This window comes from Zhongshania aquimaris (assembly GCF_019312595.1).
Lineage (GTDB): Bacteria > Pseudomonadota > Gammaproteobacteria > Pseudomonadales > Spongiibacteraceae > Spongiibacter > Spongiibacter aquimaris.
This window is the reverse complement of record NZ_JAHWDQ010000001.1, coordinates 1,644,130-1,668,322: the sequence shown is the minus strand read 5'-3', so window position 1 is coordinate 1,668,322 and position 24,193 is coordinate 1,644,130. Positions and strand designations below refer to the sequence as shown.

24 protein-coding genes are annotated in these 24,193 nt (G+C 49.2%); 15 read left to right on the top strand and 9 right to left on the bottom strand.

What is annotated here, in order from left to right; translation table 11 throughout:
* The first annotated feature begins 179 nt into the window (after positions 1-179).
* The 7 genes from urtA to KXJ70_RS07505 all read left to right on the top strand — a co-directional run bounded on the left by urtA (position 180) and on the right by KXJ70_RS07505 (position 5,849).
* On the top strand, positions 180-1,427 hold the full coding sequence (urtA, locus tag KXJ70_RS07535) for an urea ABC transporter substrate-binding protein (protein ID WP_219042802.1): 1,248 nt from the start codon (positions 180-182) through the stop codon (positions 1,425-1,427).
* A 132-nt stretch (positions 1,428-1,559) separates the two neighbouring features.
* On the top strand, positions 1,560-2,483 hold the full coding sequence (urtB, locus tag KXJ70_RS07530; RefSeq protein ID WP_219042801.1) for an urea ABC transporter permease subunit UrtB: 924 nt from the start codon (positions 1,560-1,562) through the stop codon (positions 2,481-2,483).
* 54 nt (positions 2,484-2,537) lie between these two features.
* Positions 2,538-3,695: an urea ABC transporter permease subunit UrtC gene (gene urtC, locus KXJ70_RS07525; protein ID WP_219042800.1), complete on the top strand. Its 1,158-nt coding sequence runs from the start codon at positions 2,538-2,540 to the stop codon at positions 3,693-3,695.
* Between the two features lie 5 nt (positions 3,696-3,700).
* Entirely contained in the window at positions 3,701-4,447 is a 747-nt protein-coding gene (gene urtD / locus KXJ70_RS07520; protein WP_219043120.1) for an urea ABC transporter ATP-binding protein UrtD, read from the top strand.
* Between the two features lie 54 nt (positions 4,448-4,501).
* On the top strand, positions 4,502-5,191 hold the full coding sequence (urtE, locus tag KXJ70_RS07515; protein WP_219042799.1) for an urea ABC transporter ATP-binding subunit UrtE: 690 nt from the start codon (positions 4,502-4,504) through the stop codon (positions 5,189-5,191).
* Positions 5,192-5,239: 48 nt separating this feature from the next.
* Positions 5,240-5,503, top strand: a complete 264-nt coding sequence (locus KXJ70_RS07510; RefSeq protein ID WP_219042798.1) for a carbon-nitrogen hydrolase family protein — start codon at positions 5,240-5,242, stop codon at positions 5,501-5,503.
* 70 nt (positions 5,504-5,573) lie between these two features.
* Complete coding sequence (locus KXJ70_RS07505) at positions 5,574-5,849, top strand: ClpB D2-like domain containing protein (protein WP_219042797.1); 276 nt, start codon at positions 5,574-5,576, stop codon at positions 5,847-5,849.
* A 17-nt stretch (positions 5,850-5,866) separates the two neighbouring features.
* Here KXJ70_RS07505 and KXJ70_RS07500 read toward each other — a convergent pair whose 3' ends face one another.
* Complete coding sequence (locus KXJ70_RS07500) at positions 5,867-6,382, bottom strand: lipocalin family protein (protein ID WP_369409753.1); 516 nt, start codon at positions 6,380-6,382, stop codon at positions 5,867-5,869.
* A gap of 326 nt (positions 6,383-6,708) precedes the next feature.
* On the opposite strand from KXJ70_RS07500, the gene fmdA reads away from it, so the two are divergent.
* The 3 genes from fmdA to KXJ70_RS07485 all read left to right on the top strand — a co-directional run bounded on the left by fmdA (position 6,709) and on the right by KXJ70_RS07485 (position 9,598).
* Entirely contained in the window at positions 6,709-7,938 is a 1,230-nt protein-coding gene (gene fmdA, locus KXJ70_RS07495; protein ID WP_219042796.1) for a formamidase, read from the top strand.
* 143 nt (positions 7,939-8,081) lie between these two features.
* Complete coding sequence (locus KXJ70_RS07490; RefSeq protein ID WP_219042795.1) at positions 8,082-8,471, top strand: FmdB family zinc ribbon protein; 390 nt, start codon at positions 8,082-8,084, stop codon at positions 8,469-8,471.
* A 176-nt stretch (positions 8,472-8,647) separates the two neighbouring features.
* A complete protein-coding gene (locus KXJ70_RS07485) occupies positions 8,648-9,598 on the top strand; it encodes an AEC family transporter (RefSeq protein WP_219042794.1) in 951 nt (316 codons plus the stop codon).
* Between the two features lie 23 nt (positions 9,599-9,621).
* Here the strand turns inward: KXJ70_RS07485 and purK are convergent, their stop codons facing one another.
* Both purK and purE read right to left on the bottom strand, forming a co-directional pair.
* Positions 9,622-10,695: a 5-(carboxyamino)imidazole ribonucleotide synthase gene (purK, locus tag KXJ70_RS07480; RefSeq protein WP_219042793.1), complete on the bottom strand. Its 1,074-nt coding sequence runs from the start codon at positions 10,693-10,695 to the stop codon at positions 9,622-9,624.
* Complete coding sequence (gene purE / locus KXJ70_RS07475) at positions 10,695-11,186, bottom strand: 5-(carboxyamino)imidazole ribonucleotide mutase (RefSeq protein ID WP_219042792.1); 492 nt, start codon at positions 11,184-11,186, stop codon at positions 10,695-10,697. The genes purK and purE overlap by 1 nt, the downstream gene beginning before the upstream one ends.
* 367 nt (positions 11,187-11,553) lie before the next feature.
* Between purE and arsS the strand changes: the two genes are divergently transcribed.
* The 3 genes from arsS (at position 11,554) to KXJ70_RS07460 (ending at position 14,085) form a co-directional block, all read left to right on the top strand.
* Complete coding sequence (gene arsS / locus KXJ70_RS07470; RefSeq protein WP_219042791.1) at positions 11,554-12,507, top strand: arsenosugar biosynthesis radical SAM (seleno)protein ArsS; 954 nt, start codon at positions 11,554-11,556, stop codon at positions 12,505-12,507.
* Between the two features lie 72 nt (positions 12,508-12,579).
* Complete coding sequence (locus KXJ70_RS07465) at positions 12,580-13,020, top strand: DUF2834 domain-containing protein (RefSeq protein WP_219042790.1); 441 nt, start codon at positions 12,580-12,582, stop codon at positions 13,018-13,020.
* A gap of 27 nt (positions 13,021-13,047) precedes the next feature.
* Positions 13,048-14,085, top strand: a complete 1,038-nt coding sequence (locus tag KXJ70_RS07460; RefSeq protein WP_219042789.1) for a methyltransferase domain-containing protein — start codon at positions 13,048-13,050, stop codon at positions 14,083-14,085.
* Positions 14,086-14,125: 40 nt separating this feature from the next.
* Here KXJ70_RS07460 and arsH read toward each other — a convergent pair whose 3' ends face one another.
* The 4 genes from arsH to KXJ70_RS07440 are packed head-to-tail and all read right to left on the bottom strand — an operon-like array spanning position 14,126 to position 16,733.
* Positions 14,126-14,833, bottom strand: coding sequence for an arsenical resistance protein ArsH (gene arsH, locus KXJ70_RS07455; RefSeq protein ID WP_219042788.1), 708 nt, complete (start codon positions 14,831-14,833; stop codon positions 14,126-14,128).
* Positions 14,834-14,857: 24 nt separating this feature from the next.
* The gene (gene arsB, locus KXJ70_RS07450; protein ID WP_219042787.1) at positions 14,858-15,877 is read right to left on the bottom strand and encodes an ACR3 family arsenite efflux transporter; all 1,020 of its coding nucleotides are present in this window, start codon (positions 15,875-15,877) and stop codon (positions 14,858-14,860) included.
* Positions 15,877-16,368, bottom strand: a complete 492-nt coding sequence (locus KXJ70_RS07445; protein WP_219042786.1) for an arsenate reductase ArsC — start codon at positions 16,366-16,368, stop codon at positions 15,877-15,879. The genes arsB and KXJ70_RS07445 overlap by 1 nt, the downstream gene beginning before the upstream one ends.
* A gap of 29 nt (positions 16,369-16,397) precedes the next feature.
* Complete coding sequence (locus KXJ70_RS07440) at positions 16,398-16,733, bottom strand: metalloregulator ArsR/SmtB family transcription factor (RefSeq protein ID WP_219043118.1); 336 nt, start codon at positions 16,731-16,733, stop codon at positions 16,398-16,400.
* Positions 16,734-16,935: 202 nt separating this feature from the next.
* Here KXJ70_RS07440 and KXJ70_RS07435 point away from each other — a divergent pair, with 202 nt between their 5' ends.
* A complete protein-coding gene (locus KXJ70_RS07435) occupies positions 16,936-17,967 on the top strand; it encodes an NADP(H)-dependent aldo-keto reductase (RefSeq protein WP_219042785.1) in 1,032 nt (343 codons plus the stop codon).
* Positions 17,968-17,998: 31 nt separating this feature from the next.
* Here KXJ70_RS07435 and KXJ70_RS07430 read toward each other — a convergent pair whose 3' ends face one another.
* Together KXJ70_RS07430 and KXJ70_RS07425 are read right to left on the bottom strand one after the other, a co-directional pair.
* Complete coding sequence (locus KXJ70_RS07430) at positions 17,999-20,104, bottom strand: TonB-dependent receptor (RefSeq protein ID WP_219042784.1); 2,106 nt, start codon at positions 20,102-20,104, stop codon at positions 17,999-18,001.
* 414 nt (positions 20,105-20,518) lie between these two features.
* Positions 20,519-21,580, bottom strand: a complete 1,062-nt coding sequence (locus tag KXJ70_RS07425) for an MBL fold metallo-hydrolase (protein ID WP_219042783.1) — start codon at positions 21,578-21,580, stop codon at positions 20,519-20,521.
* A 252-nt stretch (positions 21,581-21,832) separates the two neighbouring features.
* Between KXJ70_RS07425 and KXJ70_RS07420 the strand changes: the two genes are divergently transcribed.
* Positions 21,833-24,181, top strand: a complete 2,349-nt coding sequence (locus KXJ70_RS07420; RefSeq protein WP_219042782.1) for a TonB-dependent receptor — start codon at positions 21,833-21,835, stop codon at positions 24,179-24,181.
* Positions 24,182-24,193: the final 12 nt, after the last annotated feature.

Below are 24,193 nucleotides of genomic sequence, written 5' to 3'. Positions count from 1 at the left end.
CCAATACAAAACATACACACACGTTTGCTTCAGTAATCTTGACGCTATCTCGACCACCACGCTGACGGTATACGTCATTTAACTTAGCGGGGGGGAGCATTCGCCTCATGGTGCAGCGGGGAACTTCTAAGGAGACTGTTTGCTGTCAATCAAGCAACCGTAGGGTAGGAGAAGTAACGATGAGTGATAAATCCGATAATCAGCGTTCTTGGGGGCGCCGCAAGGTAGTTCGTGCCCTTGGCGCACTACCGCTGGGTATTATACTAGCATCGCAGTTAAGTTGGGCGGCACCTGCCACCACCACTGGGCAGGCGGTTACCGATGACACTGTTACCGTGGGCATTTTGCACTCGCTGACGGGGACCATGGCGATCAGTGAAACCGGTGCTCAAGAAGCCGAAAAGCTGGCCATCAAACAAATCAATGAATCAGGCGGTATTTTAGGTCGCCAAATCAAAATCATTCAGGAAGATGGCGCCAGCGATTGGCCAACTTTTGCTGAGAAAAGTCGCAAGTTATTAGTGAACGATAAGGTGGCAGCCGTATTCGGATGCTGGACATCAGCTTCGCGTAAAGCGGCGCTGCCCGTGTTTGAGAAAGAGAATGGCTTGCTTTACTACCCCACGTTTTACGAAGGACTAGAGCAGTCTAAAAACGTAATTTACACCGGCCAGGAAGCAACCCAACAGATTCTAGACGGTTTGAACTGGGTGGCTAAAGAGAAGGGCGCTAAAACCTTCTATCTAATTGGCTCTGACTACATCTGGCCACGTACCTCCATGAAAATTGCCCGTAAACACATAGAAAACGTGTTGGGTGGCAAGGTCGTGGGTGAAGAGTACAAGCCGCTGGGCGATACCCAGTTTGGTTCGGTGATCAACAAAATCCGTCTGAAAAAGCCTGATGTGATTTACGCAGCAGTGGTAGGCGGCAGTAACGTAGCGTGGTTTAAACAGCTTAAAGCGGCGGGTATCACCTCCAAGAAGCAAACTTTGCTAACCATCTCGGTAACGGAAGATGAAGTGTTGGGCATCGGCGGTGAAAACCTCGAAGGCTTCTACTCCATCATGAAGTATTTCCAAAGCCAGGATAATCCTAACAACGTAGCCTTTGTTAAAGCCTTTAAAGAAATGTGGGGCGAAGACAGTGTTATCGGTGACGTAACACAGGCCGCTTACCTGGGTCCTTGGTTGTGGAAAGCGGCTGTCGAGAAGGCTGGTACCTTTGATGTTGATGCGGTTGTTAAAGCTTCGGAAGAAGGCGATATCGAGCTAACTACCGCACCAGAAGGTTATGTGAAGCTGCATCCTAACCACCATCTTTGGAGTAAGGCGCGGGTAGGTATGTGGAAGAAAGATGGCCAAGCAGAAGTGGTCTACACCTCTGAATTGATCGAGCCAGATCCATTCCCAGAAGGTTATCAATAAGCCCGAGGGCTTCTTAGAAAAATCTTGCAATACCGGCGAGCAGCAATGCTCGCCAAGCTCTTCACCGAATTCATGCAGTGGAACAGCAGCAGTGAAAAGAATATTGAATTACTTTTTAGCGGAGGCTAAGTAATGGGCGGTTATAGCTACGACGAGTTAGGCGCGATCTTCGCAATGCAGGGCTTCGCCGGCATCAGCTTGTTCAGCGTACTGTTGCTGATGGCCTTGGGGCTCGCAATTATTTTTGGGCAGATGGGGGTTATCAATATGGCCCACGGCGAATTCATGGCCGCGGGGGCATATACCACCTACCTCATCTCTTCGCTCACAGAAACTTATATTCCGGCATTTATGCCCTACTATTTTGTGTTCTCGATAGTGGCGGCCTTCTTAGTTGCCGGCATATTGGGCTATCTAGCAGAATTTGTCTTGATAAGGCATCTCTACAAGCGCCCTTTAGATACGCTGTTGGCGACCTGGGGTTTGAGCTTGATTATGCAGCAGTCCTACCGGTCGATCTTTGGCGCCCGGGAAGTGAGTCCCACTTTGCCGGATTGGTTAATGGGAGCTTATCCCGCCACCGATATGATCGATATTCCCATTAACGGCATGTTTGTTCTGGGCTTGACCATATTTACGACCTTGGCAGTGTTTTATCTGATGTTTAAATCCAGTTGGGGTTTGCGTGTTCGCGCCACCACCCAGAATCGATTAATGGCTGGCGCGGTGGGTATCAATACTAAAAAAGTTGATCGCTATACCTTTGCGCTGGGCTGCGGCATAGCGGGCATGGCGGGTGCGGCATTTACCACTATCGCGTCTACGGGGCCCACGACGGGAACCTTGTATATCGTCGATACGTTTATGGTTGTGGTGTTCGGTGGTGCGGCCAGTTTGTTCGGAACCATCGCGTCGGCTTTCTCAATTGCTCAAGCACAATCAATCCTCGAATTTTTTATCAGTGGATCAATGGCCAAAGTCTTTACCTTGCTCACCTTGGTAATAATTTTGATGTTCAAACCTGAAGGCTTGTTTGCCAGCAAGGTTCGCCGCTAAGGCGAGCCCCGCTCAGACACAGCGAGTTCGGTTGTAAATTATTGGGAGTTAACGATGAGCTTCGTTTACGAAAAATTATTTGGCGATAAAAAGGGCATGGTAGGGTTTTGCATCCTCGCAGCGCTAATCCTGGTTGTCTTTCCACTTTTCTTGGATTCGTTTCGACTGAATTTGGTTGGTAAATATTTAACCTACGCGTTTGCGGCGGTGAGTTTAGTCTTGCTCTGGGGTTACGGTGGCACCTTAAGTTTGGGTCAGGGTATCTTCTTTGGTATTGGCGGTTACGCCATGGCGATGTTTTTAAAGTTAGAGGCCTCGTCGCCAGAAAATACCGCCATTCAGTCGACCCCCGGTATTCCTGATTTTATGGACTGGAATCAGCTTACCGAACTGCCCATGTTCTGGATGCCTTTCAATAGCTTTACATTTACCATTATTGCTGTGCTCGTGGTGCCAACCATATTTGCATATATCATTGGCGCGGCGATGTTTAAGCGCCGAGTCGGTGGCGTTTACTTCGCCATTATTACCCAGGTTATCTCCGTTATTCTAACGGTATTAATTGTAGGTCAGCAGGGCCTGACTGGCGGTATTAATGGCATCACGGACCTGCGTACCTTGAATGGCTGGGACATCACCTCCGACAGCGCAAAAAACTTATTCTACTTTATTAACTGCTTTCTTCTTCTTGGGGTAATCATTGCGTCACGCTTTATCTTAACCAGTAAGTTTGGTCGCCTACTGCTAGCGATGCGTGATAAAGAAGATAGGGTGCGTTTCTCGGGCTACGACGTCGCCAACTTCAAAATCTTTATTTTCTGTTTCGCCGCGATGATATCGGCGATCGGCGGTGCGATGTTTACTCTGCAAGTTGGGTTTATGTCACCGTCCTTTGTCGGCATTGTGCCTTCAATCGAAATGGTGATCTTTGCCGCCATCGGTGGGCGTATGTCTTTAATCGGCGCAGTATACGGCACCTTGTTGATTAACTTTGGCAAAACCGCATTTTCCGAATCCTTTCCAGAACTTTGGTTGTTCTTAATGGGCGGCTTGTTTATTGCCGTTGTTATGTTCTTTCCAAACGGTTTGGCTGGCTTGTGGGAGGACTACGGCCATCACATCACTAAACGTTTTGCCTTCCTTAAGCGCTTTTTTGCTAAGGGAAAAATCGAATCGACAAGCGTTGATGGCAAGCTCGAGGGGGCCAACTAATGAATATGTCTACCAACACAGATTTTACTCTGGCGATTGAAGATTTAACGGTGTCCTTTGATGGCTTTAAAGCCGTTGATTCATTGAGCTTCTATCTAGATAAAAATGAACTCCATGTCGTTATTGGCCCGAACGGCGCAGGTAAAACCACGGTATTGGATTTGATTTGCGGAAAAACCAAATCCACCTCAGGCAGTATCAAATTTTTAAATAAAGAACTCACCAATTTATCTGAGCACGAGATCGTTCGAGCGGGCGTGGGCCGTAAATTTCAGACGCCTTCGATCTACGAAAATCTCAGTGTGATGGAAAATCTCGAGATCTCCTATCCTCGCGGACGCGGTGTTTTTGGTTCGTTGATGTTTAAACACGACGATGAAGTGCACAGCAAGATCATGGAAGTAGCTAGTCAAATCATGTTGGTCGATTTCTTGGATACCGAGGCGGGGTTGCTCAGCCACGGCCAAAAGCAGTGGCTTGAAATTGGTATGTTGCTGATACAAGACCCACAGCTATTGATGCTGGACGAGCCCGTTGCTGGCATGAGTGTAAAGGAGCGCGAGCAAACGGCAGAGCTGCTTAACAAAATTAGTCAGGGTCGCTCGGTGCTGGTTATTGAACATGATATGGAGTTTGTGGCGCGTATTGCCCACAAGGTCACGGTATTGCATCAAGGTAAAATTCTCGCCGCAGGTGAAATGGAAGAAGTGCAAAAAGACCCTAAGGTAATTGAAGTGTATTTGGGTCACTAAAAAGTTAAGCAATCGTTTGCGACACAGGCTGCTACGGTGAGGTGAAATAGATTTATGTTAAACGTATCTAATTTGAAAGTGTGTTACGGCCAGAGTGAAGTTATTCACGGCTTGGATTTTACCGTGCCGAAAAATGAGACGCTTGCCATCATGGGGCGGAATGGTATGGGAAAAACCACGCTGTTTAAATCGTTGATTGGTATTCTGCCCACGTCAGAAGGCAGCATCAGTATTGACGGTGTTGATGTTACCCAAAAGGAAAGTTTCCAGCGTGTCGAGAGCGGCATTGCCTATGTGCCGCAAGGGCGAATGATATTTCCGTCGTTAACAGTACAGGAAAATATCGAAACCGGCATGGAGGTCTCCAAACTTAAAAAGATTCCCGATGATATCTACGCTCTGTTTCCGGTATTGGCAGAAATGCGCAAGCGTAAAGGCGGAAACCTTTCTGGTGGTCAGCAACAACAGTTAGCTATTGCCAGGGCATTAGTGACCAATCCTAAGGTATTGTTGCTAGATGAGCCCACCGAAGGGATTCAGCCCTCCATTATTAAAGATATCGCTAATGTCTTAAATGAAATTAAAAAATTGCGGGACATTACTATCATTGTGTCTGAGCAAGTTTTGAGTTTTACCATGACGGTCGCAGATCGCATCATTGTGATCGACAAAGGCAACTTTATTCACGAAAACCTGCGTGAAGAAGTCGATACCGACAAAATAAAGGCCTATTTGTCAGTGTGATTATTCAGCAGTGCGCGTCGACTAATTTCTTAGCAATAGGAGATAAAGATGAGACACGGTGATATTTCCAGCAGCCCGGATACGGTCGGTGTCGCTGTCGTCAATTACAAGATGCCGCGGTTGCACACCCGCGAGCAAGTTTTGGAAAATGCCCGCAATATAGCGGATATGATTAAGGGCACGAAGATCGGTCTGCCTGGCATGGATCTGGTGGTCTTCCCTGAATACAGCACCATGGGCATTATGTACGATAACGAGGAGATGATGGCGACGTTTTTTGGGGCGGGGCAAGCAAGAGCGACGTATTGTTGAGCGCGCCCTGCATAAAAAGTTTGATCCTGAATTCATAAACCGTATAGATGCAATTTAGTCATTTCGGCATTTGCAGCGAGAGCATTTAACCCGTGTTCTAGATCTTGAGTTGGCGAAATTGCAGCTGCGACTGGACAAACGTCAGGGTGCGCTGCAGCTAGATCTTAACTGTCGAAATTATCTAGTTGAAAAATATGATGCGCGTTACGGTGCTAGGCACTTTGCAAGGCGCTTACGTCGTGACTGGAAGCCGGCGGTAGCTCGCGCTATGCTGGCTAAGCCAGACGAGCGCGAGTTTATTGCCTTTATTCAGAATGAGCGCATAGTGGTTGAAGCGCTACAATAGACTATCTTGCGAGCTACCTATTTTTGCTCTGGGAAGATGAGCTTCGTGGTATCAAAGCCTCGATCTGCTGACATCCGTTTAAACTTCTCGATTAGCTCAGGTTTCACAGTTGGTGTTCGTGATAGCAGCCAGAGATACTTGTGATTCGGGCCGGAAATAAAGGCGTATTGATAGTCGTCATGGTCGAGTTCAAATACCACATATGAGCCGTAGAATGGCCCAAAGAAAGATACCTTTAAATATGCCTCTGTGTCGGAATTAACAAAATAGGCTTTGCCTTCTGCTTCCTTCCATATATTGTCTTCGGCAAAAAAGCCGCGATTAACAACTAAAACACCGCCATCGTCCCGCAAACTATATTCCGCTGTTACCTGGCTGAGACCCTCTTCAAAAGAATGATCAAGTCTGGCGATCTCATACCATTTACCTAAATATTTATTGAGTTCAAAACCCGTCACAGGTTTTACCCGTTCAGGCATGCCCAAACATGCGCTAAGGAGTAGGGTGCTTAGTATTAACAACGTCTTTGTCACGAGATTCACCTGGGTCAATTTTCTAAAGAAGACCGAAAAATTCTATACGTCGAAACATCGTATGAAGATGATATGGAATTAACTTTCCAGCCGTCGAATTGTGGGTATGGGGCCTGCTGAAACTAGCTAGATGCGTTTTTACATTGCTAAGAATACGTCATTTAACGTAGCGCCAAGGGCAATTAACTAATACCCGTATTGTCCGTGATTACCGATAGTAAGGCCATGGCAATCACTGTGTTGAGTCATATCGGGCGCTAGGCAAGATATAACAATAGTTTCGTGGTGTTGTCTCGAATTTTCTATGACTGGTCCGGAGAAGAGCGATGGCTGAAACAATCATCAAAGTAGACTTGAGTAAATCGGCATACGACAACGACATGATCCATAACCGTTGGCATCCAGACATACCGATGGTGTCAATGGTTAAGCCCGGTGATGACTTTAAAATTGAGTGTGTAGATTGGACTGGTGGGCAGATTAACAATGATGACTCCGCCGATGATGTGCGTGATGTCGATTTAAGTAAAGTCCATTTCTTGTCTGGTCCAGTGGGTGTTGAGGGGGCTGAACCCGGCGATTTATTAGTAGTGGATATTTTAGATATCGGCACCTTCGAGGAAAGCCAGTGGGGTTTTAATGGATTTTTCTCAAAGCAAAATGGCGGTGGATTTCTAACCGAACATTTTCCAGAGGCGCAAAAGTCAATTTGGGATTTCAATGGCATGTTCACCAAATCTCGCCATGTACCCAATGTCGAATTCGCGGGTTTGATCCATCCCGGTTTGATTGGCTGTCTGCCTTCCCGTGAAATGCTGGACGAGTGGAACACGCGTGAAAAGGGCTTGTACGATACCGAGCCTGATCGTGTTCCCGCATTGGCCACCTTACCTTATGCTGATACTGCGCACATGGGGCGTATGACCGGTGATGCAGCAAAAGCAGCCGCCGCCGAAGGCGCTCGTACAGTGCCGCCAAGAGAGCACGGTGGCAACTGTGACATTAAAGATTTATCGCGCGGTGCCAAAGTGTATTTTCCCGTGTATGTCAAAGACGCTGGTTTGAGTGTGGGCGATCTTCACTTTAGTCAGGGCGACGGCGAAATCACCTTCTGCGGTGCTATTGAAATGGCGGGTTGGATTCACCTGCGGGTCAATTTGATTAAAGGCGGTATGAAGAAATACGGCATTAAAAACCCGATCTTTAAACCCAGCCCGATCACGCCTAAGTATGACGACTATCTTATTTTTGAAGGTATCTCGGTCGACGAGGGTGGCAAGCAGCATTACCTGGACGTGCATATTGCCTATCGCCAAGCCTGCTTAAATGCCATCGAGTATATGACCAAGTTTGGATATAGCCGAGCGCAGGCCTATACCATACTCGGGGTCGCGCCGGTGCAGGGACATATCAGCGGGGTGGTTGACATACCGAATGCCTGTGCGACTTTGTGGCTGCCCACCGATATCTTTGACTTTGATATGCAGCCCAATGCCGACGGTCCCACCAAGGTGGTGGACGGCACGGTAGATGTGCCGCTGTCACCGGATCTGTAGCGGTAAAGACGAGGGAAGAGACTGGGCGTGCCCGTACAAAATAGAGTTGCGCAACAGCAACACGGGCACGCCATTCAATAGTTTGGGAAGCGTTGATTAAATGTCCTGTGTTAATCATTGCTTTATAAAATGGGAGGCAGGTGATGCCGGTATACGACTACAAATGCAATGAACACGGTTTGTTTCATGAGCTAGCCAGCATGGAGCAAGCAGCAATGCCCTGTGCTTGCCCCAGCTGCGGCAAGCTGAGTGCGCGGGTGATTATGATTCCCCCCGAAGTGTTGGCGATGTCGCCAGCACGACGCCAAGCAATGACAAAAAATGAAAAGGCAGTACATCAGCCGATTTTTTCAACAGTGGACTACAGGGAAGATCAGGCTCAGCGCCGCGCCCACGAGGCAGCCAGGAAAGGTTGTGGCTGCGGCGACCACACCGCTCACCCGGATCGCAGCAGCCTTCGCCAGAAGGCGATTTATATGGCGGACGGCAGCAAGGTTTTCCCCTCTCAACGACCCTGGATGATTAGTCACTGATGTGATTTTGAATTTCTCCGTGGAAAGGGGCATTGAAGAAATGGCGTCTCGGCGTTGTTTCTTCTTTTTTATTTGCGGTTTGCGAGAAGCTGCTAGATATTGTCGATGGTCGGCATTGAGTGTGAGATACTGGCCGGCGCCCTCACCGCCTAGTCGCAAATTCAAAGTAGCCTTTCATGCAAGACTTCTTACAGTCGCTGTCTTTTTCGTTTTCCATCACCGGCCCGATTTTTGTCGTGCTGCTGCTTGGTATCTATCTAAACCGAACGCATTTTATTAACGACAACTTTATCGAAGTGGGTAGCAAGCTGGTGTTTAACGTCACCTTACCTGCATTGATGTTCATAAGTATCAGTCGAACCAGTATCGCTGAATCTGCCAACGTTAAACTAGTGATATACGGGCTGATAGGCACGGCTGTGACGTATGCGATGTTGGAGCTGTTGGCGCGATTTGCGGTTGCAAAACGTGAAGATCGCGGGGTGGTGGTGCAAGGTGCGTTCCGCTCAAATATGGGCATTATTGGTTTGGCGTATTGCGTAAATGCCTATGGTCACTCGGGACTGGTGGCCGCCTCGTTTTATTTAGCCTTGGTGACAATTTTATATAATATCTTGTCGGTGTTTACTCTTAATCGCAGCATGAATCGAGATGGCAGTAGCGCCACGTATATTCGTGGCATAGTTGGTAACCCAATTATTCTGAGTATTCTTGCGGCGCTGCCATTCGCGGCTTTTGAATGGCCGCTGCCCAGCTTATTAGTGCGCAGTGGTGAGTACTTCGCACAAATGACGCTGCCCCTGGCCTTGCTCTGCACCGGGGCCAGTTTAAATTTTAAAGCGCTTCGTGCCGATATAAACAGTGCAATGCTGAGTGCGATTTGTAAATTGTTAGTGGTGCCGATATTGCTAATAGGTGGCGGCGTTGTGCTTGGTTTTAGAGATGTTGAATTAGGTGTGTTGGCCCTGATGTCGTCGGCGCCAACCGCAGCCGCAAGTTATGTGATGGTGAGAGCGATGGGGGGGAATTCGGCGCTAGCAGCAAATATTATCGTACTCACCACGCTGGGTTCGCTTTTTACCGCTAGCTTGATTATGTTTGTTTTACATGGCTTGGGGCTACTCTAAGGCCCGCCTTGCGAGCCAAAGAGCTATATGCGTTTTAACTCTTTTTCTACCCAGTTAAATACATCCTGATAGTTCTCGGGCAGCAACTTGCGCAATTCATTCAGCGCCGTTTGCACGGCGCTTTTTTGTGGGTGATTGATGTTGATGTGGCCGAGTTTGCGCCCGGGTCTAACATCCTTGCCATACCAGTAACATTGGGTCGATGGAATCTTTAGCCAAGCGATTTCACGCTCTACGCCAATGATATTTATCATCACACTTTGGCCGCGTACTTCTGGCGCTTTAATCGGTAAATCGCAGACAGCTCGTAGATGCATTTCAAACTGGCTCACGCAGGCGCCAGCTTGGGTCCAGTGTCCGCTGTTGTGAACGCGGGGTGCTAGTTCGTTTACAATTAGTTGTTCGCCAACTCGGAAACACTCCATGGCCATGACGCCAATATAATTGGCTGAGTCCATGATTTTCCCCAGCATTGACTCAGCCATGGGCTGTAAATGTGCAACCCGGGAAAGCGGCGAAATAGACGCCATCAAAATACCGTTGCTGTGCAGGTTTAGCGTCAATGGGTAGAAGACTTTATTGCCGTCTTTGTCTCTGGCGCCAACCAAAGACAGTTCCTCATTGAAGGGGATTTTCTTTTCGGCAATGCCGGTGCCTAACCAGTCGGTGGGGACTTCGTCACCCTGATCTTCGTACAGCCAGTATTGTCCCTTGCCATCGTAGCCGCCTTCGCGACGCTTTAATAATACGTCGGGACCTAATTCTGCATGTAGCGATTCTGCTTTGGTGTTTACCTCGACGGATCGCCATGGCGCGGTGTTAATGCCAAGGGTATCGAGCATGGTCTTTTGATGAAAACGATCCGCGATTTTGCCGAAGATATCCGCGTTCATAAAGCCGCGTTGTTGGCTCATATGGCGGGTTACTGGGGTGTCTGGCCACTGTTCTCGCTCAACGGTGACAGTGTCGCCGTCAATGATGTTTGGCAATTGCTCACTTTCAGGCTCTACCGGCTCAACATTAATGGCCAGTGGATAAGCAGCCTGCTTTAGCATTGCGCCTAATTGTCCGGCGCCCAGAACCCAAACCGTCGGCATTAGGCGTTCCTCGGATCCGGGTTGTCTAATACATCTTGGGTTTGTTTGGTGCGGAAGGCCTCTAAGCGAGCTGCTAAGTCAGCATCGGTCAGCGCCAAAATTTGGCATGCCATTAAGCCGGCGTTGAAGGCGCCTGCACTGCCGATGGCCAAGGTGCCAACCGCAATACCTTTTGGCATTTGCGCGATAGAGAGCAAGCTGTCGACACCATTAAGCGCTTTGCTTTGCACCGGTACGCCCAACACCGGTAAGCGAGTCTTTGCCGCCACCATACCAGGCAAATGCGCTGCGCCGCCGGCGCCCGCAATAATAACGTCAAAGCCACGGCTGACTGCCTGGCTGGCAAATTCCATTAGTTTGTCCGGAGTGCGATGGGCTGAGACCACTTCTACATGGTGCTCGACGCCAAGTTCGCTCATGATCTCGGTGGCTGGGCGCATGGTCTCCCAGTCACTTTTTGAGCCCATGATCAGGGCAACTTTTGCGCTCATTGCTATGCTCTCTTCGCGTGAAAGCGGCGTATTATACGGGAATTCCTGCGATTAGGCCGAATCTCATTATAAATCTCGTCAAAACACCGATTTCAACAAGCAAAATGCCCCATCGCAAGTCTCGGTATGCCGGATAAGTTATTGTAATGGCAAGAAAAATATTTTCTGATTACTGCCTGAGTGGTTTGTGTATATTTTGCACAAAATTGCGTTTTTTGAGTGTTGAAGGCCATCGCGCTATGGTCTGACGGCGAAACCGTCACGTAAAGGTCAGTTAGCGGCTAATTAATAGTGATCTAGTCATGGTAGGTTGCGACTTAGAAGTCGAGCCGTAGACGCGAGTTTAATCATAAATACAGGGGCGAAAATGCACGATACCTTGGCGTTGTTGGAGGTCACAGACTTCCCACCCATTTCCAGAAAACAGCTGGATACCCTGCAAGTTAATCTGGGTTATAAGTGCAATCAGCGCTGTCTGCATTGCCACGTAAATGCAGGTCCGACGCGCACAGAAATGATGGCGGCAGAGACCATCACCCTTATTCCGCAGGTCCTTGCGGCGCGGAATATCACTACCCTTGATCTCACCGGCGGCGCACCGGAGCTTCACGAGCAATTTTGCGAATTGGTCAGTGCGGCGACGGCGATGGGCGTTAAGGTCGTCGATCGCTGCAATTTAACTATTTTATTTGAGCCTGGGCAGGAAAGTTTGGCGGCGTTTTTGGCGGCGAATAAAGTCGAAATTGTTGCCTCGCTACCCTGTTATTCGCTTGAAAATGTCGACGCACAGCGAGGCGAAGGTGTGTTTGATAAAAGCATCGCGGGCCTGCAATTACTCAACTCCCTAGGTTACGGTATGCCGGATTCGGGTTTGGTACTGAACCTAGTCTACAATCCGCAGGGGCCTTCGTTGCCGCCCAATCAGCAAACCCTAGAGGCTGATTATCGTCGCGAGCTACGTGCGAATTTTAATATTGAATTTAATCATTTATTTGCCTTGGCGAATATGCCGATACAGCGCTTTGGTTCGACCTTGGTTTCCAAGGGCCAATTCAAGCCTTATATGGAGTTGTTAAAAAACAATTTTAGTGCCGATAATTTGGAATCGCTGATGTGCCGTAATTTAGTCAGTGTGGACTGGCTGGGCAATTTATACGACTGCGATTTTAACCAGCAATTGAGCCTTTCCACCGTGGGTAAATCTGCCAAGCATTTGCGCGATCTATTACGTGTTGATGTTGAGGGGCATGATATTGCCATTGCTGATCATTGTTTTGGCTGCACAGCGGGGCAGGGCAGTAGTTGCGGTGGCGCGTTGTGATAGCTGGGCAAACCATTCCGTATAAACAAAGAGCGTAAAAATAAAAAGCATAAAAATAAAAGGGGAACAACAATGGAAGTGAAAACAAAATTACTGGTATCGCTTTACGTCGTGATAGCGCTACTGGCATTGCTAACAACGTGGATACATTTACCGGCTTATCTCGGCAACGGCATTGTTGAAGCGAATATTCAATTCTGGAAGGATGCGCTGTTTAATGCCAATCCTGCGGGAAAATTTTTAGTGATAGATATTTTATTCCTGGCCTTTACCTGCAATGTTTGGATGATCGTCGAGGGGCGGCGATTGGGTGTGAAATATATTTACGCTTATGTTGTCGGGGGAGTTTTAATTGCTATTAGTGTGGCGTTCCCGCTCTTTATGGCCGCGCGGGAGTTAAAGCGAGCCTCGTATGAGTCGCCGCTAGAGCTTTATAAAATAAAGGCAATCGATGTCCTTGCGCTATTTTGCCTATTTCTCGTGGCAGTGTTCGCAGCTATTGCTATTTTATAATCATTTTCTAAGTTGTTGGGAGAAGGTATGCACGAGCTAGTGCAGGACTATTACGGTAAGCAGTTGCAAAGTTCGGCTGATTTAAAAACCAGCGCCTGTTGCGATATCACGCTTATGCCCCAGTGGCTAAAACCGGTATTGGCAAATATTCATGGCGACGTCTTGTCTCGGTATTACGGCTGCGGCTTAGTGTGTCCTCCGGTGTTGACTGGTTGTCGCGTGCTGGATCTTGGCTGCGGTAGCGGCAGAGATGTCTATGCCTTGGCACAGTTAGTGGGTCCCACGGGTGAGGTTGTTGGTGTGGATATGACCGATGAGCAATTGGCTATCGCCAAAGCGCATCAAGCCTACCATGCTGAAAAATTCGGTTTTGATAATGTGCATTTTTTGAAAGGCTATATCGAAAAGCTCGACGAGCTAGGTTTAGAGTCAGGCAGTTTCGATATTGTTGTTTCGAATTGTGTGATTAATTTATCGCCAGATAAAGACGCCGTGCTGCAGAGTATAAAGCGTTTATTAAAACCCGGTGGTGAATTCTATTTCTCAGATGTGTATGCCGACCGGCGAGTACCTGATGAAGTGAAAAATGACCCGGTGCTCTATGGTGAGTGTTTAGGTGGCGCCCTGTATTGGAATGACTTTATACAAATGGCGAAGCGCCATGGCTTTGCGGACTCTAGGTTGGTGGAGGATCGCCCCTTAGACATTAGCGACCCTTTGTTGGCTGCCCGCTGCGGGAATAGTAAATTTTTCTCGGCGACCTATCGTTTATTTAATATTGATGCCTTAGAAAGCGATTGCGAGGACTACGGTCAAGCGGTGATATATCGCGGTACTATCGCAGAGAGCCCGCATCGCTTTGTATTAGATAAGCACCACGATATTCAAACAGGCAAAGTCTTCACGGTATGCGGTAATACATGGCGAATGCTCCACGATACTCGTTTAGCCCAACACTTCGAGTTTATTGGTGATTTTAGTCGTCACTACGGCATTTTTGAGGGCTGTGGTGTGGCTTTACCGTTTTCTGTAGATGACTTAAGAGAAGGCGCGCCATGTTGCTAGTAAGCGAGGAATGAATGGATCTCATTCCTCGTATTTGTTCTCAGTCACTTGCGCGCTCAGCAATACGCTTTTTAAATGCCGCTAAGTCTTCTTTGCGTTCAGAATAGCGGTCGACGAAATACGCTGCGCTGCCGCGTGTTAGCAGGGTGAATTTCACCAACTCCTCCATCACGTCCACAATGCGATCGTAGTACGAGGACGGTTTCATGCGGTCGTTTTCGTCAAACTCAAGCCATGCTTTGGCGACCGATGATTGATTGGGTATGGTGAGCATACGCATCCAGCGTCCCAGTACCCGCAATTGATTTACCGCATTAAAACTTTGTGAGCCACCGCAGACTTGCATCACTGCAAGGGTTTTACCTTGGGTGGGTCTTACGGCGCCGATCGAGAGCGGAATCCAGTCTATCTGCGCTTTCATAATGCCGGTCATGGCGCCGTGACGTTCTGGCGAGCACCACACCATGCCTTCGCACCAGCTGGCGAGTTCTCGTAATTCTTGCACCTTGGGGTGGCTGTCGTCGGCATCGTCGGGGAGTGGTAGTCCCGAGGGGTTAAAGATTCGGGTTTCTGCGCCGAAGCACTGCAGCAGGCGGGCGGCTTCTTCGGTGGCGAGGCGGCTAAACGAGCGCTCTCGCAAGGAACCGTATAATAATAAAATTTTAGGTGGGTGTTCTTGGCTTTTAAATAATTTACTGGCGTCGATGGGCTTGAGTAACTCGGCGTCGACGTTGGGAAGATCGTTCATACAATATCCGTTTTTGCGTGTTACTTAAGAGGGGAAGGCGTTGCGGCTGCGATTGACGATGGCGACTAGCGACAACATAACGGGCACCTCAACCAATACTCCGACCACAGTTGCCAGTGCGGCGCCAGACTGTAATCCAAATAGTGAAATGGCGACGGCGACTGCCAGCTCAAAAAAGTTGGATGTGCCGATAAGGCAGGCTGGGCCGGCAATATTGTGCGGCAGGCGCAAGGCTTTGGCGCCGTAAAACGTAATCGCAAAGATGCCGTAGGTTTGGATCAGCAGGGGTATAGCGATAAGTACGATTGCGATGGGGTTTTGCAATATAACTTCCGCTTGAAAGCCAAACAATAAGACGACGGTTGCCAGTAGGCCGCTTATCGAAATGGGTTTTACGCGGCCTAAAAAGTCTTGCAGGCGTTGGTGATTGTCGGGCTTGTCCAGTGCGCGGCGAGTCAGTACCCCGGCGATGAGCGGTATAAGCACGTAGAGCACAACGGATAGAACTAAGGTGTCCCATGGTACCGTAACGTCGCTAATGCCTAATAAAAATGCGGCGATAGGCGCGAAGGCAAATATCATGATGACGTCATTGATAGAGACCTGCGCCAGGGTGTAATTGGCGTCGCCTTTGGTGAGCTGACTCCAAACAAACACCATGGCCGTGCACGGGGCGACGCCGAGCAAAATCATACCGGCGATGTATTCACTGGCGGTCTGCGGGTCAACCCAATCTGCGAAGATCACGCGGAAGAAAAGCCAGCCCAGCGCCGCCATTGTGAAAGGCTTTATCAGCCAGTTAACCACTAGCGTTAAGGCCAAGCCCTTGGGCTTTTTGCCGACGTCTTTAATGGCAGAAAAATCTACCTGCACCATCATCGGATAAATCATCACCCAGATAAAAGCCGCAACGGGCAAATTTACGTGAGCTATTTCCATACTCGCAATAAGTTGAAATAGCTCAGGCATGACGTTGCCAAGGATTAAACCTGCGACAATGCAGAGTCCTACCCAGACGCTTAAATACCGTTCAAACAGGCCCATTAGGTTTTGACTCCGTCGCTGACATTGCTGTGAATTTTCTTTAGGGCAGAAATAAGGTCGGCTTTATCGAGGTTTTCTATATCCAGTGCCAGCAGCGCTTGTACTCGTGCTTGTATGGAGGCGATGCAGGTATTAAACGCGGCTTCGATGTCGGCATCGCTGGCGCTGAGTTTAGACGGGTCGCTTAAACCCCAGTGCACCTTTGGCGAGTTGCCTAGCCACAGCGGGCAGCTTTCGCCGGCGGCGCTGTCACAGACGGTAATCGCAATATCAATTGCCTGTCCCGCGAAGTCATCCCAAGATTGGCTGCGTAAGTTCGCCGTGGGAATACCCTGTTTGGCGAGGTACTTCAACGAGAGTGGGTGAACTTCACCGGCGGGTTGACTGCCTGCACTAAAGGCGCGGACGCGTGGATCGTCAAAGCTATTCGTGATCGCTTCGCACAAAATACTGCGGCAGCGATTGTGGGTGCAGATAAAGAGTAGGTTCATCTTGCGTCCTTATGTTGCATAACCTTGCCTTATGCGCAGTTTGCGGGGCGGCATTGCATTGCCTTGAGCTTTTGGAGGCAGACGTGCAGCTGTTCTTTTTGGGCGCTCACGGTGGTGTCCAATATTTGTGTAATCCACGCCGGCAATTGGGGGTGAAGACGGTAATACACCCACTGTTTATCCCGGCGGTCAGTGAGAACGCCGCAGCTGCGCAATTGAGCTAAGTGACGTGAAATCTTGGGTTGGCTGTCGTCTAGTGCGGCCATTAATTCACATACGCACAGCTCACCTTCGCTGCGAATGAGTAGCGTGGACAGCAGTCGCGTGTCGTCAGATAAGCATTTAAATAGCTGGCTTGGGTTCATGGCCTTGTGTTTGGTTTGAGACAAGTCAGTTGATTTTAATGTATGTTTGTATATATGTATATCCATATATGAATTGGTATGTAAATGACGATGCTCTAAATTGGATGCGCGGGTCTTTGTTCATTGGCGTCAAAATTGCCGTACACTAAGTCCAATAGGATGAGTCTGATTGAGGGATTCGGAATCGAATAGGGGGATTGAAATGGACATGCGTGAACTGGGCCGAACGGGTATCAACGTCAGTGAAATTTGCTTAGGGACAATGACCTGGGGCCAACAAAATACCCAGGAGCAAGCCTTCGAACAAATGGATTACGCGGTGTCGCGGGGCATTAATTTTTTTGATACCGCCGAAATGTATCCTGTGCCCCCTATTCCAGAGACCCAGGGTAAGACCGAGGAATATATCGGCGAATGGTTTCGGCAGTGCGGTAAGCGCAAGCAGATTGTTCTTGCGAGTAAGGCTACCGGTCCTGGCCACCCCCATGTGCGCGATGCAAAGCCACTTAATCGCAGTGCGATTTTAGCGGCAATAGACGGCAGTTTGGCCCGCCTGCAAACAGATTACATCGATCTATACCAAATTCACTGGCCTAATCGCGCCACCAATTTCTTTGGTAAATTGGGCTATCAGCACAGTGATGATGACGCTGAGCGGGATTTACATGAAATCCTGGAAACCCTATCTGAGCTGGTTGGTAGCGGCGTAGTGAAAGCCATTGGTATTAGTAATGAAACCCCCTGGGGTGTGATGAGTTATTTAAATCTGGCGGAGCAATATGGTTTGCCGCGCATTGCCAGTATTCAAAACCCTTACAGTCTATTGAACCGAACGTTTGAAATTGGTTTGGCGGAAATGGCGATTCGCGAAGACGTCGGCTTGCTCGCCTATTCACCCTTGGCTTTCGGTATGTTGAGCGGAAAATACCGCAACGGTGCGCGACCTGTTGATGGCCGTATTACCTTGTTTGAGCGTTTTCAGCGTTACAGCAATCCGCAAGCAGTAGCCGCTAGCGAGGCCTACGTGGCTTTGGCCGAACGTCATGAGCTTGCGCCGGCGCAAATGGCATTAGCTTTTGTGACGAGTCGCGCTTTCTTAACGAGTAATATTATTGGCGCTACCACCATGGCGCAGTTAAAAGAAAATATCGACAGCGCCGAGTTGCAGTTGAGCGAGGTGGTGCTAAAAGAGATTGAAGATATTCACCAGCGTCTTCCCAATCCTGCGCCATAGAAATAAGCGGCGCAGGTCTAGCTTAAGCATTTTAAAATTTATAGGTAATACGTGCCCCAATCTCCTTGGGGTCGCCAACGTACACCGTATTAATGCCCAGCGATGGGCTGTTGAAGCGGTCGGTGATATAGAATTTATCGGTGAGATTTTGGCCGTATAATTCTGCGCCAAAGTGCTCGCCTTGGTAGCCAATGCGGGCGCCGAATAAATCTCGGGCGTCGGCTAGCAACGTGGGGGTGTTCTCGCGATCGATATAGCTGTCATCTGTTCGCGACCAGCTAATATCGCTAAAAAAGCCCCAGTCGTTTGCATAGCGCAAGCTGAAATTGGCCGTATTGCGCGGCGCGTTGGGGAAGTGATTGTCAGCGTAATTTACGCCGTCATCTTGGTATTCAACAAAGGCGGTGTCTACGTAGCCGATACCGCCAAATACACTAAATCCGTAGGCTAAATCACCACGGAATTCCAGTTCCGCTCCCTCAGATTTTGCCTCGCCCGCATTGTCGGTACGGAAGTTGGAGGCATCTACGCGCACGCCGATTTGCATGTCGTCGTAATCGATGCGGAATATCGTGCCCTGCACAAACCAGCTGCCGCGCTGGAGCTTAAGCCCAAGATCGTAGTTGTTGGTGTATTCCGGCCCATAGCTGGGAGAATTACCTGAGCTAACAAAGTCAACTGAGCCTGCGCGATAGCCTTGGCTGCGGGTAAGAAAAGCACTTAACTCGTCATTAATCTGAAAGCTAAGGGCAATCTTTGGCAGTAGAACATCGTCACCGCTAGGAGCAGTGGTGTCGTTGTCTAATATCGGTTTTAACAGCGGGCTGATATCGCCGGGGATGGTTGTGCCCGTTACGGGATCGATTAATTCCGCGCCGGTCACAATAAATGCACTGCGATTTGTGGCTTCATTTTCTTCGTAGCGAGCACCTAAAGTCAGCGTCCAGCGAGTGCTCAAATTAATATCAGCTTCGCTGTAAACGGCGCGGGTAGTCGCGTCGCGGTCGGCGGCAAGGTCTGCGTCGGCGCGCAATTGCATGCCGCTGACATTGTAAGGCAGGTCAATCGAACTTGAGGTGCCGACTAACTCATCGTTGGCGTAATACAAACCAGCCACCGCTTTTATTGCGCTAGTTTGATATTGCAGGCGGACTTCTAGGGAGTCGTTTTCGGTGTTGACGGTATTAATAAAATAGCCGTTGTTCGCGTCTGAAATATCGTAGTCACCTTTGCGTTGATTGTAATTTTTGGCGTGGCTGGCAATTAGGCTTAAACGCAAATCATCGTTGAGCTCGGCGTGTTGGCTTAATACCCAGAGCTGACTGTTGTCGCGATAGAAACCATCGATATTGTCGGTAGAGATGCCATCCTCTGCGGTTTCCGGGGGCAGGTATTCGTTGCCCTCGCGCAACTTACTGTCCTGGATCGTGAGCATCGCGGAATACCAATCGGTGGCATTCCAGCTGAGTTTTAAGCGCTGCATATAACGTTTGCGCGCCTGCCACTCATCGTCGTTTAGGGTGGTGTTGGTGGCTTCGCCGTCGGTTTGATTGGTTTCTGCAGCGTAGCGAAATGCAAAGCCCGCAGCTAACGGCCCGCCGAGTGCGATACCCGCTTCACGGCCGCCGTAGTTGCCGGCGCCGACCTTCGCCTCGCCGCTGTATTCCTGGGTCGAGGGATCACGGGTTTGTACAACCACGGCGCCCGCCAGTGAGCCCGGGCCAAAGGCGGTGGACTGTGGTCCGCGATAAAACTCCATTTGCTTAACGTCCCAGCTATTGGCCACGCCGCGTCCGGGCTGTCTTGCGCCGTCAATGAAAATACTCACCGTTGGCCGGCCGGTGCCGCCAGGACCAATACCTTCGTTGCTAATACCTCGCACCGAGAATTTGTCTTCCCGCGCCGCATTTAAATTTGGGCTGCGTAGCAGCAGGTCGTACAGGTCGCGAATATTCAGCGCTCGCAGTTGCTCATCCGGCACAATGCTAATACTCGACACAGTATCTAAGCTGCTGCGGCTCATTGGGTCGCCGGTCACCAGCACCTCTTCAATTTTTAGCTTATTGGTATCCGCAGCCGTGCTGCTAATGGGTATGAGTAGCGCGGTTGCGGCGAGGAGATATCGACTAGAGGGCATAACGTTAATCCGAGGGTATTAAGATTGATTGAGTATTATCGCAATTATTTAATGCAATTCGTAGTGCTAATGAGAATTATTATTAAATGGTAATGCTGATTTTTAAAGAGAGTTCGCCCGTGTGTTAGGCCGCTGCCGTAGGGGCGGTAAACACTGCGCTGACGACGAGTAGTTTAATTGCGAAACGTAAGTGCCTAGCCGTGCCGAGTTGAACTTGCAATGGGAGGGGCGTTGGGGCTGTTTCAAGCAAGCCGAGGCCTTTATTTACATTGATGTCTGCGTGGCATATTGCGATATCAACATGACATCTTCTCTGGATGTTACTGCCAGCGAAGCGTTGCAAAATACAGCTCCGCGGCAGGTCGCGCTCACTAGCGGTCACGCCCATAACAGCCGGCGTCCTGTAAAATTATCTTATAAGCCCTTACTAGTTTGAATGATTTCCCTGGAGCCGCTTGGCAGGCTAAACGCCACCCCATCTTCGCCAATCGTGTAATTTTTGAAGATTTTGTCCGCGCCATTGAGAAAGAGCGCTTTTTGTCCGGGTATCACTAACGGCGGAACAATGTGGTAATACACAAGGTGGCCGACACCGGCGTCGCGGGCGGTTTCCGCAGCCTCTACGGGGCTGGCGTGATAATCGAGAATATCGTGTGCTATGTGCTCCGCAACAATGTTGCCGGTTTCTTTCGCGACTTTGTTCATTAGGGTGACGAGGTTAGGTGCCAAGGCTTCGTGAACAAGTAAATCCACGCCCTGGGCAAATTTTTGAATATTGGCAGACTTCACCGTGTCGCCACTGATGAGTAGTGAGCGACCCTTATAGCTAAAGCGATATGCGACCGAGGGGGCGACCGGGGCGTGATCAACGGCCAGTGCTTCAATACGTAAATCGTCGTTTTGGAGCAGCACGGTTAGTTCGCCTTGCTGGGGTTGGATGAATGGCTGGGCGGCAAGTCCCGCACCACTGGTGGGAGCAACAACGTCGCCGTGATGTGCGTGGCGATAGCTGAAGTCGTGGCTGTAGGCCATATTAAAACCATTGACCACGCTCTCTACCCCTTGGGGCCCAAACACCGTTAGCGGCGAGGTATTCGCACCGCCAGCCCAGCGCAGGGTGCCCATTTCGCCCAGGCCATCGATATGGTCTGAATGAAAGTGAGTTAGAAACACCGCTTCAATGTCGCCGACTTGATAACCCATGCGCATGATATTGCGCACACCGTCGGTACCCGCATCGACTATAAACAGTCGCTGGCCGGCAATTACCATAGCGCAGGGGCCGGATGCTTTTGGCGCAGGCATTGGGCCACCTGCACCGCAGAGGGCAAAATGCAGACCGTCGTCGAGTTGCTTCATGGTATTGCTCGACATCCGTTGTTCGATGCCTTTTTCCATTATGCGGTTAGCCAGTTCGGGTGGAATACAGCCCGATAAGGCAATGACAGATAGGAGGAGTGTCAGTTTTTTAGTCATCTTAAGGTCCTGCTGCTTATTATCTTTATTGGTTTAGGGTCTGTTGACGTTTGAGCATCCCCACTGCTGATGCCTAAACGTCAACAGACCCTAAGCCGTTGGTAAATTTTAAGGCTTGCCGCTCATCATATTTAAAAGTTTACGCCGTGTAAATTTTTTGATAGATTCATGACTATAATAACCAACAAGTGCGTGCTTATTGCTGTAGTGGTTGTGAGCTAGCGCTCTTTCAGACCTAGTCTGGTGTAAAAAATGAAAATTAATAAAAAGAAGAATCAGAATTTCGGTACGTTAGCTATCGCCGCTGCGGTATTTTCTACTCCGCTTTATGCGGCTCAGCTAGAGGAGGTCATTGTTACCGCTCAAAAGCGTCAAGAAGATATGCAGACGGTGCCGGTATCGGTATCCGCGATTACTGCAGATCAGCTCACCGATATGGGCTTTAATGATATTGGTGACATCGCCGCGCAAGTCCCCTCACTTATCGTCCTGACTAATATCAGCCCATTGGCCACTACTTTTCGAATTCGCAATATTGGCAACGCCGGCAATATTCCTAACTTTGAGCCAGCCACCGGCCTGTTTATTGATGGTGCCTTCCGTGCCCGATCGGGTATTGGTATTGGCGATTTAGTTGACGTCAGTTCTGTTGAGGTCTTGAAGGGGCCGCAAAGTACTTTGCACGGTAAAAACGTGACGGCCGGTGTTATCAGTGTGCAGACTCAGGGGCCAACTGAGCAGCTTGAAGCAATGTTTGAGGTCAATCTCGGCAGCGATGAACTCAGACAAGTTAAATCCTATGTGAGCGGCCCGCTTAACGATTGGCTCAGTGGTCGTCTGAGTTTTGTAGATTCTCGCCGCGGTGAACTTATCGACAACGTCGCCGGTCCCGGAGCCGATGACTTAAACAGCTATGCCGTTCGCGGACAACTTAGAGCAGACTTTTCAGATGCGCTCAGCGCAAGACTGATAATGGGCTACGCTGAGAAAGATATGAATACCTTAACGGGTGATGTTTTCTTGAGCGAGGCGAGTCAGCGCATCGTTGGCAATGCGGGAGGAAGTCTTACGATTCCAAATGACCCTAGTGACAGACTCATAGAATACGCGGATGGGAGTTTTTACAAGGGCGATTCAAACGACATTATTTTAAATATTAGCTATCTCGGCGATGGCTATAGCCTTACTTCGGTAAGCAGTTACGACGATTATGACGGGCTGAATTATGTCGGCGATGTAGAGCAAAGTAGTTTGAAGGTGGCTGACTTTAACGACAGGCAGCGCGGCAGTTCTTATTCTCAAGAATTTCGTATCGCCTCTGATGGCGGCAATGATTTCAATTGGTTGTTTGGTGGGTATTACTTTAGCAATGAGTTTATTCGCGGCGATAAATCGCTGCCCGAATTTATTGCCACCGAAGATGTTGAAGCCTACGGTGATGCCATTGTCGATGAACTCATTTCCCGAGGGGCTTTGCCTTTAAATTTATTGCCCCTGGTTATTCCCGCCTTTGGTGTGGAGGGTGATCGCGGCGATTACTACATTACTCAAGACACCAGCAATATTGGCGTATTCGCCAAGTTTGATTATGAGTTTAATGAGAAATGGAAGGGCGCTGTAGGGATTCGCTATTCCTATGAGGACAAACATGGCGTCGTCACCCAAACCACGCAATTGTCTCCTTTAGGTTGTGTGCCTCCGCTGAATACAAACTTGTTGTGTCAGGTAACGCCAGACGGCAATGACTTCGATCAAAAAGATGCGTTTGAGGCCGTTACTGGCTCCCTGTCGGCGAGCTACTTTCTGAGCAGCGATACCATGTTCTACGGCTCGCTGTCGTCAGGATTTAAATCGGGTGGATTTAGTTTGCAGAATGGCACGTCTACTGACGAGTTGCGTCCCTTTGATGAAGAGAATGTCATTAACGTTGAGTTAGGTGCTAAAACCGAGTTTCTTGATCGTCGCGCGCGTGTCAACGCCTCCATTTTTCACACCGAATATAAAGATTTTCAAAATGCGAGTTACGCGGGCTTAGTCTTTATTGTTAACAACGCGGAGTTGGTAACGGTCGATGGTATCGAAATCGATTCGACGATGATTTTGACAGAAAATATGATGGCTACCTTTAATCTCGCCTATATCGACACCCTTTATGATAAGTACACCGGTGGTCAATGCTTTTACGGACGCAGTCCAGATAATGAAGCTGGTCAGTGCGATCTGAGTGGTGAGGGGCTACCTTCTGGTACAAAATTTAAAGCCAATATAGCCTTGAATTGGCGCAGGCCCTTTTCGGGTGGCGACTTATATTCTCGCCTAGATCATGTGTACTCAAGTTCGGCTAACGCGAGCTCCTCACTCGATCCACAATTTGATATGCCCGCATCCAATGTAACGAATCTTCGTGTTGGCTGGCGAAATGACAGCGTCGACTTTGCGGTATGGGGCAAAAATATCACCGATGAGGTTATTATAAATCAGGTGGCGCCGGCGAATATTCACACCGTGGTTGATGAGAGAGTGGGCTCGCCAGAGGGATCTTATCAAGCCTTTACATTGCCGCAGCGCACAGTGGGAATAACGGCGCGTTATACCTACTAAGACAGGTCTTAT

What these genes read in the sequence shown, in the direction of transcription:
- urtA (WP_219042802.1), top strand. Translation starts at nt 180, where the DNA reads ATGAGTGATAAATCCGATAATCAGCGTTCTTGGGGGCGCCGCAAGGTA.
- urtB (WP_219042801.1), top strand. Translation starts at nt 1,560, where the DNA reads ATGGGCGGTTATAGCTACGACGAGTTAGGCGCGATCTTCGCAATGCAG.
- urtC (WP_219042800.1), top strand. Translation starts at nt 2,538, where the DNA reads ATGAGCTTCGTTTACGAAAAATTATTTGGCGATAAAAAGGGCATGGTA.
- urtD (WP_219043120.1), top strand. Translation starts at nt 3,701, where the DNA reads ATGTCTACCAACACAGATTTTACTCTGGCGATTGAAGATTTAACGGTG.
- urtE (WP_219042799.1), top strand. Translation starts at nt 4,502, where the DNA reads ATGTTAAACGTATCTAATTTGAAAGTGTGTTACGGCCAGAGTGAAGTT.
- KXJ70_RS07510 (WP_219042798.1), top strand. Translation starts at nt 5,240, where the DNA reads ATGAGACACGGTGATATTTCCAGCAGCCCGGATACGGTCGGTGTCGCT.
- fmdA (WP_219042796.1), top strand. Translation starts at nt 6,709, where the DNA reads ATGGCTGAAACAATCATCAAAGTAGACTTGAGTAAATCGGCATACGAC.
- KXJ70_RS07490 (WP_219042795.1), top strand. Translation starts at nt 8,082, where the DNA reads ATGCCGGTATACGACTACAAATGCAATGAACACGGTTTGTTTCATGAG.
- KXJ70_RS07485 (WP_219042794.1), top strand. Translation starts at nt 8,648, where the DNA reads ATGCAAGACTTCTTACAGTCGCTGTCTTTTTCGTTTTCCATCACCGGC.
- purK (WP_219042793.1), bottom strand. Translation starts at nt 10,695, where the DNA reads ATGCCGACGGTTTGGGTTCTGGGCGCCGGACAATTAGGCGCAATGCTA.
- purE (WP_219042792.1), bottom strand. Translation starts at nt 11,186, where the DNA reads ATGAGCGCAAAAGTTGCCCTGATCATGGGCTCAAAAAGTGACTGGGAG.
- arsS (WP_219042791.1), top strand. Translation starts at nt 11,554, where the DNA reads ATGCACGATACCTTGGCGTTGTTGGAGGTCACAGACTTCCCACCCATT.
- KXJ70_RS07465 (WP_219042790.1), top strand. Translation starts at nt 12,580, where the DNA reads ATGGAAGTGAAAACAAAATTACTGGTATCGCTTTACGTCGTGATAGCG.
- KXJ70_RS07460 (WP_219042789.1), top strand. Translation starts at nt 13,048, where the DNA reads ATGCACGAGCTAGTGCAGGACTATTACGGTAAGCAGTTGCAAAGTTCG.
- arsH (WP_219042788.1), bottom strand. Translation starts at nt 14,833, where the DNA reads ATGAACGATCTTCCCAACGTCGACGCCGAGTTACTCAAGCCCATCGAC.
- arsB (WP_219042787.1), bottom strand. Translation starts at nt 15,877, where the DNA reads ATGGGCCTGTTTGAACGGTATTTAAGCGTCTGGGTAGGACTCTGCATT.
- KXJ70_RS07445 (WP_219042786.1), bottom strand. Translation starts at nt 16,368, where the DNA reads ATGAACCTACTCTTTATCTGCACCCACAATCGCTGCCGCAGTATTTTG.
- KXJ70_RS07440 (WP_219043118.1), bottom strand. Translation starts at nt 16,733, where the DNA reads ATGAACCCAAGCCAGCTATTTAAATGCTTATCTGACGACACGCGACTG.
- KXJ70_RS07435 (WP_219042785.1), top strand. Translation starts at nt 16,936, where the DNA reads ATGGACATGCGTGAACTGGGCCGAACGGGTATCAACGTCAGTGAAATT.
- KXJ70_RS07430 (WP_219042784.1), bottom strand. Translation starts at nt 20,104, where the DNA reads ATGCCCTCTAGTCGATATCTCCTCGCCGCAACCGCGCTACTCATACCC.
- KXJ70_RS07425 (WP_219042783.1), bottom strand. Translation starts at nt 21,580, where the DNA reads ATGACTAAAAAACTGACACTCCTCCTATCTGTCATTGCCTTATCGGGC.
- KXJ70_RS07420 (WP_219042782.1), top strand. Translation starts at nt 21,833, where the DNA reads ATGAAAATTAATAAAAAGAAGAATCAGAATTTCGGTACGTTAGCTATC.